We start from the raw sequence: 17,622 nt of genomic DNA on the forward strand, positions 1-17,622 counted from the left end.
CGACTGCCAGGCCCGGACCAGACGGCCACGGTGTGAGTCTTCCGACGCCCAAGACATGATGACCTTCAGCATTTCTTCCGCTGCCATGGTGTCTCGCTCTCCTCAGCGGGATACGGCGAGGCGTTGCTAATTCCGCCTCACCGAATGACTAGCGAGTCGGTTACCAAGCGCCCTTGAGCAGGCTTTGGCTGTGTTATCTGATGGATCGTCAGATACTCCGGATGACTCTGTCTCCGGGGCCTGGTAGCGAGTCGGTTGCCTGAGGCTCTGTGCGCCTGCCTGCGGGCAGCAGAGAGCCCCGCCCGACCGATCCACGCGGGACCAGCCGACGGGGCTCAGCGGGGCGCTCAGGGGCGCCTAGCTGTGCGGTGCCTCTGCCCAGTGCACAGTCACCCGATCCTCTGTGTTCGCGTTCCGGCCACGACCGATTGACTTAGCGATGGTGATGCGGTCGACGAAGAATGCAAGGAACTCTCGTCGGTCCTCCAGGTCCCAACTGCCCCACGTCGACTCTGGCCCGATGGGGTCGCCCTCCGGATCCGTCCACTCTGAGGGAATGGCAATGGTTCCACTCTCATCCCGCTCCAGCTCGGCCGCCCGACCATTCACGCGAGCCTCATGCGCTGTCAGCCTCTCGACGGATTCAGCGAACATGGCCGTGCCGGTCGCCCCGGCGTACAAGCCTGCCTGTCGGTCGACATACAGCGTGCGCAGTGCTTCCCGTACGTGCTCCAACTCAGCGCGAGCGGCTGCTAGTTCGGCCTGCCGCTCACCCGTGTCTGCCTGCGCTGCGAATCGGCGCGCTGCCTCCGCGAGCCATTCCAGGTCTTCGGGATCTCTGGGGTCCAGCGCAGTCAGGCGGCCCCACACGGTGCGGGTCACCACGTCATCGGCGGCTTCCATGTTGATAGCCAGACCCCCGTGACCGGCGACCGCCCCAGACTGGGCACGGTTGCACCGGTAGAGCTGTTTGCCGTTGCGCCGGTCGGTCACCATGGACGATCCGCACACTCCGCAGAACAGCATTCCTGCCCCGCCGAGCAGTGACGGCACGGACCTGCCGCCCTGCCTCACAACCTGCGGCGTGCGTCCGTCTAGAACGTCCTGAAGGCGCCACCAGTCATCGGCGGGAACGATGCCCTCATGCGCGACCAGGGGGGCGCCCTGCTCGTCGCGCAGGATGACGCGCTTGGTTCCCTGACGCTCAGCCGCATAGCCGGCGAGGCGGGGGTCACGCAGGATGCGCAGCACAGTGGATGACACCCACGTCGTACGCTCCAGCGGCTTGCTTATGCCCCGGGCCCGGCGTGCAGTCACCCGCGCGGTCATGTCCGCTGCTTTCGTCGGCACGCCGTCTGTGTTCAGCCTGCGGGCAATGGCGGATGCGGCTACGCCGGACAACGCCCACTCGACCATCTGACGCACGTGAGGGGCCTCTGCCGGGTCGGGGATCAGCTTCACCACCACCAGTTCCCCGCGCGGCTCGCGGGTCGATTGGAAGCCGTACGGTGCCATGCCGGACACGTGGGAGCCCGCAGCGCGCAGGGTCTCTTTCGTCGCCGTGATGTACGCCGACTTCATGTCGGATTCCTGCTGGGCCAACGCAGCAATGAGACCGAAGATCGCAATGCCCATGGGAGTGGACGTGTCCAGGTACGGTTCCTCGACGCTGACCAGTAGCACCCCGTGCTTGGCCAGTTCCTCATTGATCAGCATCGCTTCGAGAGCGCCCTGTCGGGTGAGCCGGGACAGCGAGAAGACGACCACAGCGTCTACGTGTCCGGCGCGAACGGCGGACATCATCTCTTCGAACTCGGGCCGGACGACTTTGGGGTCCCATCCGGACTTGCCCACGTCAGCGAAGTGACCGGCGTTGTCCCAGCCCTTGGCCGTGATCAGCGCTTCGCACTTGGTTCGCTGCGCTTCGGGGGACGACGCGGAGTCGTCTTCACGCCGCTTGGACTGCCGGATGTAGGAGACTGCGCGCACATGGTCCAGGTTAGGGGTCCAGTCGTGGCCCCGTTTGGTGAGAGGTGTCATGTGCCTAGCGTGGTAAAAATCAACGTACTGACCGTGCCCGCCGAGCAGCGGGAGACCCTCGAGAAGCGGTTCGCCTCGCGGGCCCACGCCGTGGAGAACTCCGACGGCTTCGAGTGGTTCGAGCTGCTGCGCCCCGTCGAGGGCACCGACCAGTACCTCGTCTACACGCGCTGGCGTGACGAGGAGTCCTTCCAGGCTTGGATGGAGGGCCCGATGAAGTCGGCCCACCAGGGCGGCGGAGAGGGCGGCGAGCGGCACAGGCCCGCGGCCTCCGGCTCGACCCTGTGGTCCTTCGAGGTCGTGCAGCAGGCGGGTCCGAAGGGCGAGTAGACCGCGGCGACGGGAAAACGGTGCGCCCCTGTGCCCTGAGGTCATGGGGGCGTCGGTCGTGCCGCGGGGAACGCTTCTAGAACGGCAGTGACAGCAGCTCGATCACCCGGATAACCGCCGGGATACCGAAGGCGACGCCCCAGAAGCCGACGGCCATGAACGCCGCCAGGGCGATCCCCAGCCAGGCCACACGGGTCGGCGCGAGCACGCGTGAGGGATCCTGGGGGTCGTAGCGGATCTCGTCCCGGTGCCCTCGCCACTGCCCGTGTGCCGTGACCTCGCGGCCGTCGAGGGTGCGGAAGTGGACGATGTAGCTGCTCTCGCTCTCGCTGAACGGGTCGGTCTCGAACCTCGCCCTACAGCAGATGGAAAGGTCCCGACATGACACAGGACGTGATCTGGCGGAAGTCCTCCTTCTCTGGCGGCGGGGATTCCTCCAACTGCGTCGAACTCGCCGCCCGCCAGGGCACGGTGTTGCTCCGCGAGAGCGACGAGCCCGGAACCGTCGTTGAAACTGACCGGCCCCGACTCGCCGCCCTCATACGCCACCTCCGCCCCCACTCCTGACCGCTCAGTCGCCCGCCCGGCCCGTCCTCGCCGTTCCCGCGACCTGTACCGCGAACTCCTCCGCATTGCCGGAGAGCCGTGCGGGGGTGGCCGGGTGTTTGCCCTTGGCCGGGTGTTCGGCGAACAGGGCGACGGTGACGGACAGGTGGTCGTCGGACTCCGTGTGCCAGACCGTGCGGGTGCCGGGGCCGGTGCCCGCGCCGCCGGTGAAGGACGGCAGGACGGCCTCGACCGGGGCCTTCGCCACGGGTTCGGCTGCCCCCGCAGGCAGGAGTCGGCGGGTGTCGGCGCGGGCCGTGTAGAGCGTGTGGCCGCCGCGGGTGATCTTCGCGACCGTGTACGGCTTCGCGTACGTGGCCCGCGCCGCGAGCGCGGCGTACGCCGACGCCATCCGCAGCGGGGAAGGCGTGGCGGAGCGGACCAGGGAGGCCGCCGGGGCGCCGAGCCCCGACTCCTTGAGGTCCGTCAGCGCCGTGCCCGCCTCCACCGCGCCGGACACCGCGTCGTTGAACGGCTGCTTCGCGTACTCGGCACCCCCGTACAGCACCCGGATCGCGCCGTCCCCGGGGACCATCGCCACCACGGCCGTGTGCAGGCGCGTCCCCTTGGCGGCCGGTGGCGCGTCGCCCACCCGGTCCGCCGTCGCGTCCTGCGCCCCCACGTCGAACGTCGTACGCACCGTGTACCCGCCCCGCGCCAACTGGTCCTGGGAGATGCCGAGCCGGTCCGCCGCCTCGGCCGCCGCCGCGTCGATGAGGTACTGGCGCTGGCCGTCCGTGTCGCCCGGCGGATAGAAGCGGAAGGCCGGGAAGGCCGCCTGCGCACGTTCCTTCGCGGTGATCGTGCCCGAGCCGCGCATCCCGTCGAGGACCCACTCCCACCGCTTGCGCAGCGTCGAGGTCACCTTCGTGTCCGCGCCGGCCCGCTCGTAGTACGACGGCAGGTTGATGATCGCCGCCAGGGCCGCACCCTGCGAGAGCGTCAGGTTCTTCGCGTCCACCCCGAAGTAGTTGCGCGCGGCCGACTCGATGCCCGCCGCGCCCCGGCCGAAGTACACGGTGTTGAGGTAGCCCTCGAGGATCGAGTCCTTGGAGCGGGTACGGTCCAGCTTGACGGCGATCAGCGCCTCGCGGGCCTTGCGGGTGAGCGACTGCTCCGGGCTGAGCAGCGCGTTCTTCACGTACTGCTGGGTGATCGTCGAACCGCCCTGCCGTTCACCGCCGCTCAGCGTGGACACCGCCGCCCGCAGGACGGCGGTCGGTGAGACCCCCGAGTCGGTGCGGAACGAGCGGTTCTCGGCGGCGATCACCGCGTCCTGCACCTGCCGGGGAACCTGGGAGAGCGGCACGTCCTGCCGGTCCACGGGCCCTCGCCGTCCCAGGTACTCGCCGCTCGCGTCCAGGAACACCGTGCTCTGGATCACCGTCTCCGGATGCGGCTCGGGGATGACGGTCAGCCGGTACGCGGCCACTACCGCACCGCACAGCGCCAGGACGAGGGTGAGCAGGGCGATCAGGGCCCGCCGGATCCAACGGCCCCGGCGCCGCCGGCTGCGGACGCGCCGGGGCAGTCGTCGCCGTCGGCGCAAGGGCTTCCGGGGGTCCGGGGCCTTGGGGGCCGGGGTCGCGTCGCCGTCCGCCGCGTCCGCCGCGTCCGCCGCGCCGGTCGTGTCGCCGGTCACCTCGGCCGGGGCAGTCAGATCCGGCACATCAGTCATGTCGGTCACGAGTTCACTCCGCTCCTGGCCAGCACCGCGCCCCGCGCGTCGTACACCGTCACCCGCAGCTCCGAGAACACCCGCTTGTCCAACGGGAGTTCGGCGGCCGCGTACCAGACGCTCCAGTCCTGGTCACCCGCCAGCGTGAGCAGCGTGCCGTGGGTCGTACCGGACGACGCCGTCACCTCCACCCGCGCGGCCGGCCGGTCACCCTGGTAGGTGCCGGACAGGAGGAAACGACCGTTCACCTCCTCAAGTCGCAGCGTGACGGCGGGACCGTGCGCCGCATGCCCGCCGATCGGCAGGAACTGCCCCGACCCCCGTGCCGTCGACCAGTGCTCCCCGTCCTTCGTCAGCCACAACTCCACACCGCCCAGGGGCCGTACGCGCTCCCCCGAGGCGACCACACGCACCGTCCCGGCCGGTACGGAGGCCGAGGGTGCCGTCGAACCGGACGAAGCGGGTGCGATCAGGGTCCGGGAAGCGATCAGACCCAGCGGGGCGAGCACCAGCAGACCACCGGTGAGCAGCGCCGTCATACGGCGTCTGCGGCGGCAGGCACGGCCCTCGCGCTCGATCTCGGCCAGCGGCAGGGGCGGCGTGTCGGCCTCGCGCACCGCCTCGGCGAACGCCTCGCGCACCGCCCCGGCGAGCGCCTCACGCGCCTCGCGCGCATCGACACGGCTCATCGGCGGACTCCCGACACGGGCAGGGCGCCCAGAACCGAAAGGCCTCGTCGTCCGTACGACCTGACGGCGCCGACCGAGCAGCCCAGCACTTCGGCGATCTCCGCCTCGGCCAGGTGCTCGCCGTGGCGCAGCACCAGCACCACCCGCTGCCGGGGGCTGAGGCGGCCGAGCGCCTGGAAGAGGGGCGCCCGCTCGCCGCCACCGCGCGCGAAACGGCGGGCGCGGCGCAGGTATTGGCGCACCAGTGTCCGCCGCACATAGAAGTCGGCGTCGTCGCGCGGCGTGCGCCTACGGCGGGCGTAGGTGTCGGCCAGCGTCGTGCGGGCCAGCTCCTGAGCCGTCTGCGGATCGCCGGTCAGGAGGTGGGCGGTGCGGACCAGGCGGGGCCAGGCGCGGTCGGCGTAGGCCGCGAAGTCCTCGCGCGGGGAAGGGGTTCGGGAGGTCACGTCAGCGGCACGACCGGCGGGCGGGCGCCCCAGACGGCGGCGGCACGACGGGACTTGGCTCTGCTGGTCATCGTGTTCCTCCTGCGGTGTGTTTCCATGTGCGACGTACGGGACCTGTACGCACGGCGGTGACTGCCGGGTTGCACGGGACATCGGGAAACTCGTGGTGGGGGTATGACGGAGGAAGAGTTCGACGCTTTCTACACCGCCGCGTTCCCCCGGCTGACCGGCCAGCTCTACGCCTTCACCGGGGACCACGGCGAGGCGCAGGACGTCGTGCAGGACGCCTTCGTACGGGCCTGGAACCGGCGCCGGGAGTTCCTGGCGGACGGGGCGCCGGAGGCCTGGGTGCGGACCGTGGCGATGCGGCTCGCGGTGAGCCGCTGGCGGCGGGCGAAGCGGTGGGTGGAACTGGTGCGCCGTACTCCGCCGCCGGAGTACACACCGGGGCCCGAGTCCGGGCCGGCCCATCTGGCCGATCTGGTCGCCGCGCTGCGCCGGCTGCCCGAGGCGCAGCGGATGGCGGTGGTCCTGCACCATCTGTGCGACCTGAGTGTCGAGCAGGTAGCCTCCGAGACCGGAGCCCCCGTGGGGACGGTCAAGGCCCGGCTGTCCCGCGGTCGGGCGGCGTTGGCGCGAGAACTGGCCACCGACGACGGGGAGAGGGAGGACGACCGTGTCCGATGATCTCACCGCCGGGCTGCGTCAACTGGCCGAGTCGGGGCAGAGTCTGCCGACCGCGTCGGGCGCGGACATCCGCCGTCGGGCCCATCTGCGCCGCCGTCGCCGTCGTACCGCCGCCGTCGGCGCCGGGACTGTCGCCGCTGCCGCGGTGGCGCTCACGCTGGTGTTGAACCTGGGCGGTCCGGGCGCCGGACGGACGTCCTCGCCGGCCGCCGGCCCGACCAGCGCGGCGCCGACCCCGCCGCCGACCAGCACACCGACCAGCACACCCACCAGCGCGCCGGTCCGGCGGGCGGTGTCCGACGCCACGGTGAACCTCTCGGCCCGGTTCCTCGTCGCCGACAACCGCAAAGTGCCCATCACCTCCGGCCTCGCGAGGACACCGACTCCGAGCGGGCGGATGACCGTCACCTCCATGACCGACATGGAGCTGGTGAGCGGAGAAGAGGTCGGCGCGGAATCCGGAAGCAGCTACAAACTGACGTGGGTGGTCCGCCTGCGGGCGGACGACGGCACGACGACCTACCTGGCCGCCATGCCGTACAACGACAAGGCCCCCGGCAACTACGACGTCACCTCGGGCTGGATCGGCCTGCGGCCCTCCGACGCGAAGTGGGTCTACGCGAAGCTGCGGCCCGGGGCGGCGGTCGACATCGTGCGCGGGAGACCGGCCGAGACCGCCCCGATCGCGACACCGGGCTCACCCGAAGCCACCTCGTGACGTACGACGACGCCCCCGTACCCGAAATCAACAGGGCACGGGGGCGTCGGTGGTACCGATCGGGCCGGCCTCGTCAGGCCGGCCCGACGAGGCCGGTCACATCACCTACTTCACCGGCTCCGGCTCCGGCTCGCTCTCCGTCTCGGCCTCGCCCGCCGGGTCGACCGGCGTCCTGACGGAGTCGAGGAGGAGCTGGGCGACGTCGACGACCTGGATGGACTCCTTGGCCTTGCCGTCGTTCTTCTTGCCGTTGACCGAGTCGGTCAGCATGACGAGGCAGAAGGGGCAGGCCGTGGAGACGATGTCGGGGTTCAGCGACAGGGCCTCGTCGACGCGCTCGTTGTTGATGCGCTTGCCGATCCGCTCTTCCATCCACATCCGCGCGCCGCCGGCGCCGCAGCAGAAGCCGCGCTCCTTGTGGCGGTGCATCTCCTCGTTGCGCAGGCCCGGGACCTTGCCGATGATCTCGCGCGGGGGCGTGTAGATCTTGTTGTGGCGGCCCAGGTAGCACGGGTCGTGGTACGTGATGATGCCCTCGACCGGGGTCACCGGGACCAGCTTGCCCTCGTCGACGAGGTGCTGGAGCAGCTGGGTGTGGTGGATGACCTCGTAGCCGCCGCCGAGCTGTGGGTACTCGTTGCCGAGCGTGTTCAAGCAGTGGGGGCAGGTGGCTACGATCTTCTTCGCCGACTTCGGCTTCTTCGAGTCCGCCGTGACCTTGCCCTCGTCGTCCAGCTCCTCGCCGAACGCCGTGTTCAGGGCCATCACGTTCTCCATGCCGAGCTCCTGGAAGAGGGGCTCGTTGCCGAGGCGGCGGGCGGAGTCACCGGTGCACTTCTCGTCGCCGCCCATGATCGCGAACTTGACGCCCGCGATGTGGAGCAGCTCGGCGAAGGCCTTCGTGGTCTTCTTGGCGCGGTCCTCCAGGGCGCCGGCGCAGCCGACCCAGTACAGGTACTCGACCTCGGACAGGTCCTCGATGTCCTTGCCGACGACCGGGATCTCGAAGTCGACCTCCTTGGTCCACTCCAGGCGCTGCTTCTTGGCCAGGCCCCAGGGGTTGCCCTTCTTCTCCAGGTTCTTGAGCATCGTGCCCGCCTCGGAGGGGAAGGCGCTCTCGATCATGACCTGGTAGCGGCGCATGTCGACGATGTGGTCGACGTGCTCGATGTCGACGGGGCACTGCTCGACGCAGGCGCCGCAGGTGGTGCAGGACCACAGGACGTCCGGGTCGATGACGCCATTCTCTTCGGCCGTGCCGATCAGCGGGCGCTCGGCCTCCGCCAGGGCGGCGGCGGGGACGTCCTTCAGGGCCTCCTCGGACGCCTTCTCCTCGCCCTCCATGGTCTTGCCGCCACCCGCGAGCAGGTAGGGCGCCTTGGCGTGGGCGTGGTCCCTCAGGGACATGATCAGCAGCTTGGGGGAGAGCGGCTTGCCGGTGTTCCAGGCGGGGCACTGCGACTGGCAGCGGCCGCACTCGGTGCAGGTGGAGAAGTCCAGCAGGCCCTTCCAGGAGAACTGCTCGACCTGCGAGACGCCGAAGACGTCGTCGTCGCCGGGGTCCTCGAAGTTGATCGGCTTGCCGCCGCTCGTCATCGGGAGCAGGGCGCCCAGGGAGGTCTCGCCGGTCGCGTTCCGCTTGAACCAGATGTTCGGGAAGGCGAGGAAGCGGTGCCAGGCCACGCCCATGTCGGTCTTCAGGGCGACCGTGATCATCCAGATGAACGAGGTCGCGATCTTCAGGCCGGCGAAGAAGTAGGTGAGGTTCTGGAGCGTGGAGACGTCCATGCCCGCGAACCAGTGCACCACCGGGTACGAGATGAAGAACGACGCCTCGTAGCCGTCCACGTGGTGCTGGGCGCCTTCGAGGGCGTGCAGCATGAAGATGCAGACACCGACGATGAGGATGACGGCCTCGACGAAGTACGCCTGGCCGAAGTTGGAGCCGGCGAAGCGGGACTTGCGGCCCGGGTTGCGCGGGTGGTTCAGCTGGCGGATGGCGATCAGGACGAGGATGCCGACCACCGTCATGGTGCCGATGAACTCGACGAAGACGTTGTACGGCGCCCAGTCGCCCAGGACCGGCAGGATCCAGTCGGCCTGGAACAGCTGGCCGATCGCGTTGACGATCGTCAGCAACAGGGTGAAGAAGCCCACCGCCACGAACCAGTGCGCCACGCCGACGATGCCCCAGCGGTTCATCCGGGTGTGGCCGAGGAACTCCTTGACCACGGTGACGGTGCGCTGTGTGGGATCGTTGGTCCGCGTGCCGGCCGGTACCGGCTGGCCCAGCCGCATGAAGTTGTAGATCTGCAGGAGGGCGCGGCCGAACAGTGCCACGCCGACCACGATCAGGACCAGCGACACGATGATCGCGGCGAGTTGCATTGGGGCTCCTGGGGCGGCCTCGAATTAACGAGCGACATTACTAAGCGGTAACTTATGCAGTCCGTCTGAGACTACCCCCATCTTCCGTCGGGATGCAGCCGGGTGCGGGGTGATCTGGGTCGCTGAGGCGTGCCTGAGTGGAGGTCAGGGGTGAGGGAGGAGAGCGGCCGGCACGAGGTGGCGGACGCGCAACGCGGCCGAGGTGGTGGGCAGCGTGGCCCGGACGAGGAACGCGAGGTCAGTCCGCTCCCTGTACCGGGCCAGGACGACGACTGCCGCCCACCCGGCGACGATGACGGCCGTCGCCACCCAGGCCAGCCATGCCGGTCCCCAGAGCTGGTCGCCCGCCGTGGGGGCCAGTGCCTGCCACTCGGCGAGGCCGCTGAGCACGAGCCAGCCCTGGGTGAGCAGTGCGACGGCGGCGCGGAGGCGGAGCGTGGGGGGGAGGCGGTCCAGCAGGGCTCGTCGGCGGGCCGGCAGCCCGGCCTCCCTGAGCACGGCGAGACAGATGCCGCCGCGCAGCGGTACGTACACCGACTCCATGGGCGGCAGCCTGAACGACTCGTCGACCTGGAAGGAGACGGGGAACTCCTTGTGGCGCTCGTAGAGCTCACGGGTGTATTTCGTGAGCGCGGCGCGGCGTAACAGCCGGCTGCCGGCGCAGCGGCCGTACAGGAATTCGGGCAGCCCCGAGCCCCTCAACTCCCATGGTCCAGATTCCCGCAGGGGGCGGTCGGCGAATCCTTCCAGCGGTGGAGCTGCCCACCCGCCAGGCAATCGGATCGTGTTATTCATCCACAATTGCTACTTTCAAGCCTAATTTATTGCCGTGCTCTACGGGATCCTCGCCGCCACCACCGCCCTCCTCCTGACCGCCGTGCTCGCGGCGCTGCTGAGGGGGCCGGTCCTGCGGGCCGGGATCGTCGACCGACGGCGGCAGCGGCCCATACCGCTGTTCGGGGGACTGGCCGTGGTGGCCGTCACCTGCCTCGTCGCCGGTATGGGGCAGTGGACGCGGGTCGCGCCGCTGGGGGAGGGGGTGGGGGGCCTGCTGGTCGCCGGGGCCGGGGTCGCCGCGCTCGGGCTGGTCGCGGATGTGTGGCGGCTGCGGGCGCGGGTACTGGTCGCCGGTGCGGTGGTGGCGGCGGCCTGTGTCGTGCCGTACGAGGAGACGGGGCTGCTCGCCGGGCTGCTGGCGGTGCTCTGGATCGTTTTTGTCACGCTCGCCTTCCGGGCGCTGGACCACGCCGACGGGCTCGCGGGAACGGTCGGCGTGGTCACGGCCTTCGGGGCGGGGGCGTGCGCGGCGGCCGAGGTGATGGACGGGCTGGCGGTGCTGCTGAGCGTGCTCGCCGCCGCCCTCACCGGGTTCCTCATGCACAACTGGCCGCCCGCGCGGATCGGGCTCGGCGCCTGCGGGTCGCTGTTCACCGGGTTCCTGCTCAGCTCCGCCGCGGTGTTCACCCGCGCGGGGTACCCGCTCGGGCCCAGCGTGCGGGTGCTGTTCCCGCTCACCGCCGTCGCCACCGCGGACGTGGCCCTCGTGGTCCTCTCCCGGCTCATGGCCCGGCGGTCGCTGCTGCGGGGCGGGCCCGACCATCTCGCCCACCGGCTGCGGCGGCTCGGGCTCACCCCGCCGGGGGCCGCCGTGCTGCTGGGTGCGGGGGCCTTCGCGGCGGTGGTCGTCGGGGTACTCGTGCACAGTGGCTGGGCGGGGGAGCCGGCCGTGCTGTGGGTGGTCGGCGGGGCGTCCGTGGTCGTGCTTGGGCTGCTTCGGGTACCCGCCTACGGGCGCCGCCGGACGGCCACGCAGACATCCACGCAGACATCCATGACAGGTACGCAGACGGGCATCCGGGCGCCCGCGCAGTCGTCCGTACGGGCGTCCACGCAGACGTCCATGCACACGTCCACGCGAACATCCGCGCAGGTCACCGGCGCATTGCGTGTAAGGAACGGATAAGACTTGAGTCTGCTCGACTCAGGTCTGTTGACCCAGTGGGCCCTCTCATGCACACTTGAGCCTGTTCCACTCAAGTCAACTGGAGGAATTCACCATGGCACGTGCGGTCGGCATCGACCTGGGCACGACTAACTCCGTCGTCAGCGTTCTGGAAGGCGGCGAGCCCACCGTCATCACCAACGCCGAGGGCGCCAGGACCACGCCGTCCGTCGTCGCCTTCGCCAAGAACGGCGAGGTGCTCGTCGGCGAGGTCGCCAAGCGCCAGGCGGTCACCAACGTGGACCGGACCATCCGGTCCGTCAAGCGTCACATGGGCACCGACTGGAAGATGGAGCTCGACGGGAAGCCCTTCAACCCGCAGCAGATCTCCGCCTTCATCCTCCAGAAGCTGAAGCGCGACGCCGAGTCCTACCTGGGCGAGAAGGTGACCGACGCGGTCATCACCGTCCCGGCGTACTTCAACGACTCCGAGCGCCAGGCGACGAAGGAGGCCGGCGAGATCGCCGGTCTGAACGTCCTGCGCATCGTCAACGAGCCGACCGCGGCCGCGCTCGCCTACGGCCTCGACAAGGACGACCAGACGATCCTCGTCTTCGACCTCGGCGGCGGCACCTTCGACGTGTCCCTGCTGGAGATCGGCGACGGCGTCGTCGAGGTGAAGGCCACCAACGGTGACAACCACCTCGGTGGTGACGACTGGGACCAGCGCGTCGTCGACTACCTGGTGCAGCAGTTCAAGTCCGGTCACGGCGTGGACCTGGCCAAGGACAAGATGGCCCTCCAGCGTCTCCGTGAGGCCGCCGAGAAGGCCAAGATCGAGCTGTCCTCGTCCAGCGAGACCTCGATCAACCTGCCCTACATCACCGCGTCCGCCGAGGGCCCGCTGCACCTGGACGAGAAGCTCACCCGCGCTCAGTTCCAGCAGCTGACGGCCGACCTGCTGGAGCGCTGCAAGACGCCGTTCCACAACGTCATCAAGGACGCCGGCATCGCCCTCGGCGAGATCGACCACGTCGTCCTCGTCGGTGGCTCCACCCGTATGCCCGCCGTGGCCGAGCTCGTCAAGGAGCTCACCGGCGGCAAGGAGGCCAACAAGGGCGTGAACCCGGACGAGGTCGTCGCCATCGGCGCCTCGCTCCAGGCCGGTGTCCTCAAGGGCGAGGTCAAGGACGTACTGCTCCTCGACGTGACCCCGCTGTCCCTCGGTATCGAGACCAAGGGCGGCATCATGACCAAGCTCATCGAGCGCAACACGACCATCCCGACCAAGCGGTCGGAGATCTTCACGACGGCCGAGGACAACCAGCCGTCCGTGCAGATCCAGGTCTACCAGGGCGAGCGCGAGATCGCGGCCTACAACAAGAAGCTCGGCATGTTCGAGCTGACCGGTCTGCCGCCGGCGCCGCGTGGCGTCCCGCAGATCGAGGTGTCCTTCGACATCGACGCCAACGGCATCATGCACGTCACGGCGAAGGACCTCGGCACCGGCAAGGAGCAGAAGATGACCGTCACCGGCGGCTCCTCGCTCCCGAAGGACGAGGTCGACCGCATGCGCGAGGAGGCCGAGCGCTACGCGGAGGAGGACCACAAGCGCCGCGAGGCCGCCGAGAGCCGCAACCAGGGCGAGCAGCTCGTCTACCAGACCGAGAAGTTCCTCAAGGACAACGAGGACAAGGTCCCGGGCGAGATCAAGACCGAGGTCGAGGACGCGATCGGCGAGCTGAAGGAAGCCCTCAAGGGCGAGGACACCGCCGAGATCCGCACCGCCACGGAGAAGGTCGCGGCCGTCTCCCAGAAGCTCGGCCAGGCCATGTACGCCGACGCCCAGGCTTCGCAGGCCGCCGGTGGCGAGTCCGCCGGTGCCGGTGAGGCCAAGGCCGACGACGACGTCGTCGACGCGGAGATCGTGGACGACGAGCGCAAGGACGGTGCCGCGTGACGGAGGAGACCCCGGGCTTCGACGAGAAGCCCGACGTCCCCTCCGGCGCCACCCCTGACGACGCCGAGCCGAAGGCCGCCTCCTCCCCCGAGGAGCAGGCGGCCCCGGCCGGGGACGCGAGCCAGACAGCGGGCCTGGTGGCCCAGCTGGACCAGGTGCGCACCGCGCTCGGTGAGCGCACCGCGGACCTCCAGCGACTCCAGGCCGAGTACCAGAACTACCGCCGCCGCGTGGAGCGCGACCGGATCACGGTCAAGGAGATCGCCGTCGCGAACCTCCTGACCGAGCTCCTGCCCGTGCTGGACGACATCGGCCGCGCACGGGAACACGGCGAACTCGTCGGCGGCTTCAAGTCGGTGGCCGAGTCGCTGGAGACCGTCGCGGCCAAGATGGGCCTCCAGCAGTTCGGCAAGGAGGGCGAGCCCTTCGACCCGACGATCCACGAGGCCCTGATGCACAGCTACGCGCCGGACGTCACCGAGACGACGTGCGTGGCGATTCTGCAGCCCGGGTATCGCATCGGCGAGCGCACCATCCGCCCCGCGCGGGTGGCCGTGGCCGAACCGCAGCCCGGTGCGCAGACGGTCAAGGCCGAGGGGGCCGAGGAGAGCACCGCGGCCGGCTCCGCCGACGACAAGGAGAGCGGTGGCCCGGAGGAGGGCTGACGTCGACACGAACCAAGCAGGGAAGGAGGGGCGTCGGGGATGAGCACCAAGGACTTCATCGAGAAGGACTACTACAAGGTCCTCGGCGTCCCCAAGGACGCCACCGAGGCCGAGATCAAGAAGGCGTACCGGAAGCTCGCCCGCGAGTTCCACCCGGACGCCAACAAGGGCAACGCCAAGGCCGAGGAGCGCTTCAAGGAGATCTCCGAGGCGAACGACGTCCTCGGTGACCCGAAGAAGCGCAAGGAGTACGACGAGGCGCGCGCCCTCTTCGGCAACGGCGGTTTCCGTCCGGGGCCGGGCGCGGGCGGAGGATCGTTCAACTTCGACCTGGGCGACCTCTTCGGAGGCGCCGGCGGCGCAGGCGGCCCCCAGGGCGGGGGCGGCGGCTTCGGCGGCGGAATCGGTGACGTCTTCGGGGGCCTGTTCAACCGGGGCGGCGGCGCGGGCACCACGCGCACCCAGCCCCGGCGCGGCCAGGACATCGAGTCCGAGGTCACGCTGAGCTTCACGGAGGCCATCGAGGGGGCCACGGTCCCGCTCAGGATGTCCTCGCAGGCACCGTGCAAGGCCTGTTCGGGCACCGGCGACAAGAACGGCACGCCACGCGTGTGCCCGACCTGTGTCGGCACCGGCCAGGTGGCCCGGGGCTCCGGGGGAGGGTTCTCCCTCACCGACCCCTGCCCCGACTGCAAGGGCCGCGGCCTGATGGCCGAGCACCCCTGTCTGGAGTGCAAGGGCAGCGGCCGGGCCAAGTCGTCCCGCACCATGCAGGTCCGCATCCCGGCCGGCGTGACCGACGGGCAGCGCATCCGGCTGCGCGGCAAGGGCGCGCCCGGCGAGCGGGGCGGACCGGCGGGTGACCTGTACGTGGTCGTGCACGTCGGCGAGCACCCGGTGTTCGGCCGCAGAGGCGACAACCTCACGGTGACCGTCCCGGTGACGTTCGCCGAGGCGGCCCTCGGCGGCGAGGTCCGGGTCCCGACCCTCGGCGGCCCCGCCGTCACGCTGAAGCTGCCGCCGGGCACGCCCAACGGCCGCACCATGCGGGCGCGGGGCAAGGGCGCGGTCCGCAAGGACGGCACCCGCGGCGACCTGTTGGTCACCGTCGAGGTGAGTGTTCCCAAGGACGTGACGGGGAAGGCTCGTGACGCGCTCGAGGCGTATCGCGAGGCGACCGCGGGCGAGGACCCGCGGGCGGAGCTGTTCGAGGCTGCGAAGGGAGCTTGAGTGGGATGGACGGCCGTCGACGGAACCCGTATGAACTGACCGAGGAAACCCCGGTCTACGTCATCTCGGTGGCGGCCCAGCTTTCCGGCCTGCACCCGCAGACGCTGCGCCAGTACGACCGCCTGGGCCTGGTCTCGCCCGACCGCACTCCCGGCCGGGGCCGCCGCTACTCGGCCCGTGACATCGAACTGCTGCGCACCGTCCAGCAGTTGTCGCAGGACGAGGGCATAAACCTGGCCGGCATCAAGCGCATCATCGAACTGGAGAACCAGGTCGCCGCCCTCCAGTCCCGCGTCGCGGAAATGGAAGCGGCCCTGGACGGCGCCGCGGCCGCGATGCGCCAGCGCGAGGCCGCCGTGCACGCCTCCTACCGGCGGGACCTGGTCCCGTACCAGGAGGTCCAGCAGACCAGCGCCCTGGTGGTGTGGCGGCCGAAGCGGCAGCAGCAGAACGACTGACCCGCCCGTGTGCGGCAGAGGGCCCGGAGGCGACTCCGGGCCCTTTCCCGTGCGGACCGCCGACGGGGCCGTCCGGCCGCTGCCGGGCCGTCGACGGGCCGTCAGCGGGCCGTCAGCGGGCCACCATGAACTCCGGCGAGGAACTGCCCTCCCGTGCGCCGGTGGGCGTCCACGGCATACACGATGTCGTGCGTCTGGCCGACTTCATTCGCTCCTCTGCTCGGTCGGTACGACGACTCGGCGGGCGTCCGGGTTCGTCGACGATCCTGACTCGGGAGGAATGGAGTTGGTTGTACTGATCTTTACCCGCACGTGAACTCCAGTTGGGTGAAGGGTCCGTAAAGGGCGTTTGAAGGTGGTTCCGCTGAGCCTTCACAGGTGCAGCGGAGCGTGGTGTTGCGCACTCGTTAAGTGATTCCGCTTGACGCCGGTGGTGGCCTCCGCGTTGTCTTTTCAGACATCTGGGTGGCATAGGAGCCGCCACGTCCGAAACCCCTGAAGTGAGCCCTCGCATGCGTCGTATCGCCCTGTCCGTGGCCGCCACCACGATGACCCTCTCGCTTGCCGGCTGCGGTGTGCTGAACGCGACGGGGGACTCGAGCGACGCAAGCCCGACGAAGGGCAACGACGTCACCGTGGGCGTGCTGATGCCGGAGAAGACGAACACGCGGTACGCGGACTTCGACTACCCCATCATCAAGGACAAGGTCGCCCAGCTCACCAAGAAGCAGGGCAAGATCGAGTACCAGAACGCCGGTGCCGACGCGAAGGTCCAGGCCACCCAGATGGAGAAGATGATCGACGACAAGGTCGACGTCATCATCCTCGACGCCGTCGACTCCCACGCCATCGCGTCCACCGTGAAGAAGGCCAAGGACGCGGGCATCCCGGTCATCGCCTACGACCGGCTGGCCGAGGGCCCGATCGACGCGTACGTCTCCTTCGACAACGAGCTCGTCGGCGAGGTGCAGGCCCGTACGCTGCTCGAGGCGCTGGGCTCGAACGCCGACACCTCCGACAAGGTCGTCATGATCAACGGCTCGCCCACCGACCCGAACGCCAAGCAGTTCAAGCAGGGCGCGCTCTCCGAGCTCAACGGCAAGGTGACCATCGCCAAGAGCTACGACACCGACAAGTGGGACCCGGAGCTCGCCCAGTCCGAGATGACCAAGGCGATCAGCTTGATCGGCAAGGACAACATCGCCGCCGTCTACTCCGCCAACGACGCCATGGCCGGCGGCATCGTCAAGGCCTTCAACAACGCGGGCGTCACCAACGTGCCGCCCATCACCGGCCAGGACGCGGAGCTGGCGGCGGTGCAGCGGGTCGTCTCCGGCGAGCAGTACATGAGCGTCTACAAGCCGTACCCGGACGAGGCCGAGGCCGCCGCCGAGATGGCCGTCGCCAGGGTCCAGGGCCACGACATCCAGTTCGACGCCCTCACCCGCGACAAGGTCGACAGCCCCACCGACAAGGACATCCCCGCCCAGCTGGTCACGGTGAACGCCCTGACGCGGAAGAGCATCAAGAGCACCGTCATCGCGGACGGCATCTACAAGGTGGACGAGATCTGCACGGCCAAGTACAAGGCGGCCTGCGCGTCCATCGGTCTGAAGTAGCCCATCCCCCCGGTCAATGTGACGCGGTGCAAGGCGTTCACCCGCGAGGGTGGGCGCCTTGCCGCGTTCGGTCCGAGGGTGCGCCGGCCCGGGGCGCGGCCGTGGTGTTCGAGCCACCACCATCAGCTTGTCGCGATGCGATGGGCGGAGGCCGGAGGATAGCGGG

The 17,622-nt window shown here is 69.7% G+C and carries 17 protein-coding genes; 10 read left to right on the forward strand and 7 right to left on the reverse strand.

The annotated features are described in order from the left end of the window. Positions 1-357: 357 nt before the first annotated feature. Positions 358-2,040: a recombinase family protein gene (locus ACWGJM_RS18060; protein ID WP_453412652.1), complete on the reverse strand. Its 1,683-nt coding sequence runs from the start codon at positions 2,038-2,040 to the stop codon at positions 358-360. Between ACWGJM_RS18060 and ACWGJM_RS18065 the strand changes: the two genes are divergently transcribed. Continuing rightward, on the forward strand, positions 2,041-2,370 hold the full coding sequence (locus tag ACWGJM_RS18065) for an antibiotic biosynthesis monooxygenase family protein (RefSeq protein ID WP_453412653.1): 330 nt from the start codon (positions 2,041-2,043) through the stop codon (positions 2,368-2,370). 76 nt (positions 2,371-2,446) lie between these two features. Here ACWGJM_RS18065 and ACWGJM_RS18070 read toward each other — a convergent pair whose 3' ends face one another. Further along, on the reverse strand, positions 2,447-2,758 hold the full coding sequence (locus ACWGJM_RS18070; protein ID WP_453412654.1) for a hypothetical protein: 312 nt from the start codon (positions 2,756-2,758) through the stop codon (positions 2,447-2,449). Between ACWGJM_RS18070 and ACWGJM_RS18075 the strand changes: the two genes are divergently transcribed. Continuing rightward, complete coding sequence (locus ACWGJM_RS18075) at positions 2,752-2,937, forward strand: DUF397 domain-containing protein (RefSeq protein ID WP_453412655.1); 186 nt, start codon at positions 2,752-2,754, stop codon at positions 2,935-2,937. The genes ACWGJM_RS18070 and ACWGJM_RS18075 overlap by 7 nt on opposite strands. A gap of 4 nt (positions 2,938-2,941) precedes the next feature. Here ACWGJM_RS18075 and ACWGJM_RS18080 read toward each other — a convergent pair whose 3' ends face one another. From ACWGJM_RS18080 to ACWGJM_RS18090, 3 genes are read right to left on the reverse strand one after another with little or no spacing between them, the layout of a single operon-like run. Further along, entirely contained in the window at positions 2,942-4,654 is a 1,713-nt protein-coding gene (locus tag ACWGJM_RS18080; protein WP_453412825.1) for a transglycosylase domain-containing protein, read from the reverse strand. A 5-nt stretch (positions 4,655-4,659) separates the two neighbouring features. Beyond that, complete coding sequence (locus tag ACWGJM_RS18085; RefSeq protein WP_453412656.1) at positions 4,660-5,343, reverse strand: hypothetical protein; 684 nt, start codon at positions 5,341-5,343, stop codon at positions 4,660-4,662. Next, positions 5,340-5,789 (reverse strand): SigE family RNA polymerase sigma factor, encoded by a 450-nt coding sequence (locus ACWGJM_RS18090; protein ID WP_453412657.1) that lies wholly within the window; start codon positions 5,787-5,789, stop codon positions 5,340-5,342. Before ACWGJM_RS18090 ends, ACWGJM_RS18085 begins: the two co-directional genes overlap by 4 nt. A gap of 174 nt (positions 5,790-5,963) precedes the next feature. Between ACWGJM_RS18090 and ACWGJM_RS18095 the strand changes: the two genes are divergently transcribed. Together ACWGJM_RS18095 and ACWGJM_RS18100 are read left to right on the forward strand one after the other, a co-directional pair. Beyond that, the gene (locus ACWGJM_RS18095; protein ID WP_453412658.1) at positions 5,964-6,476 is read left to right on the forward strand and encodes a SigE family RNA polymerase sigma factor; all 513 of its coding nucleotides are present in this window, start codon (positions 5,964-5,966) and stop codon (positions 6,474-6,476) included. Then, complete coding sequence (locus ACWGJM_RS18100) at positions 6,466-7,194, forward strand: L,D-transpeptidase (protein ID WP_453412659.1); 729 nt, start codon at positions 6,466-6,468, stop codon at positions 7,192-7,194. The genes ACWGJM_RS18095 and ACWGJM_RS18100 overlap by 11 nt, the downstream gene beginning before the upstream one ends. Before the next feature lie 105 nt (positions 7,195-7,299). Here the strand turns inward: ACWGJM_RS18100 and ACWGJM_RS18105 are convergent, their stop codons facing one another. Together ACWGJM_RS18105 and ACWGJM_RS18110 are read right to left on the reverse strand one after the other, a co-directional pair. After that, positions 7,300-9,582, reverse strand: a complete 2,283-nt coding sequence (locus tag ACWGJM_RS18105; RefSeq protein WP_453412660.1) for a (Fe-S)-binding protein — start codon at positions 9,580-9,582, stop codon at positions 7,300-7,302. Positions 9,583-9,726: 144 nt separating this feature from the next. Continuing rightward, entirely contained in the window at positions 9,727-10,284 is a 558-nt protein-coding gene (locus ACWGJM_RS18110; RefSeq protein ID WP_453412661.1) for a hypothetical protein, read from the reverse strand. Between the two features lie 127 nt (positions 10,285-10,411). Between ACWGJM_RS18110 and ACWGJM_RS18115 the strand changes: the two genes are divergently transcribed. The 6 genes from ACWGJM_RS18115 to ACWGJM_RS18140 all read left to right on the forward strand — a co-directional run bounded on the left by ACWGJM_RS18115 (position 10,412) and on the right by ACWGJM_RS18140 (position 17,456). Then, complete coding sequence (locus ACWGJM_RS18115) at positions 10,412-11,545, forward strand: MraY family glycosyltransferase (RefSeq protein WP_453412662.1); 1,134 nt, start codon at positions 10,412-10,414, stop codon at positions 11,543-11,545. A gap of 94 nt (positions 11,546-11,639) precedes the next feature. After that, positions 11,640-13,484 (forward strand): molecular chaperone DnaK, encoded by a 1,845-nt coding sequence (gene dnaK, locus ACWGJM_RS18120; RefSeq protein WP_453412663.1) that lies wholly within the window; start codon positions 11,640-11,642, stop codon positions 13,482-13,484. Then, entirely contained in the window at positions 13,481-14,149 is a 669-nt protein-coding gene (gene grpE / locus ACWGJM_RS18125) for a nucleotide exchange factor GrpE (protein ID WP_453412664.1), read from the forward strand. Before dnaK ends, grpE begins: the two co-directional genes overlap by 4 nt. A 39-nt stretch (positions 14,150-14,188) precedes the next feature. Then, complete coding sequence (gene dnaJ / locus ACWGJM_RS18130; protein ID WP_453412665.1) at positions 14,189-15,379, forward strand: molecular chaperone DnaJ; 1,191 nt, start codon at positions 14,189-14,191, stop codon at positions 15,377-15,379. Between the two features lie 5 nt (positions 15,380-15,384). Next, a complete protein-coding gene (locus ACWGJM_RS18135; protein WP_453412666.1) occupies positions 15,385-15,837 on the forward strand; it encodes a heat shock protein transcriptional repressor HspR in 453 nt (150 codons plus the stop codon). 512 nt (positions 15,838-16,349) lie between these two features. Next, the gene (locus tag ACWGJM_RS18140; RefSeq protein ID WP_453412667.1) at positions 16,350-17,456 is read left to right on the forward strand and encodes a sugar ABC transporter substrate-binding protein; all 1,107 of its coding nucleotides are present in this window, start codon (positions 16,350-16,352) and stop codon (positions 17,454-17,456) included. The last annotated feature ends 166 nt before the right edge of the window (positions 17,457-17,622 follow it).

Source organism: Streptomyces sp. NPDC054834 (assembly GCF_053611185.1).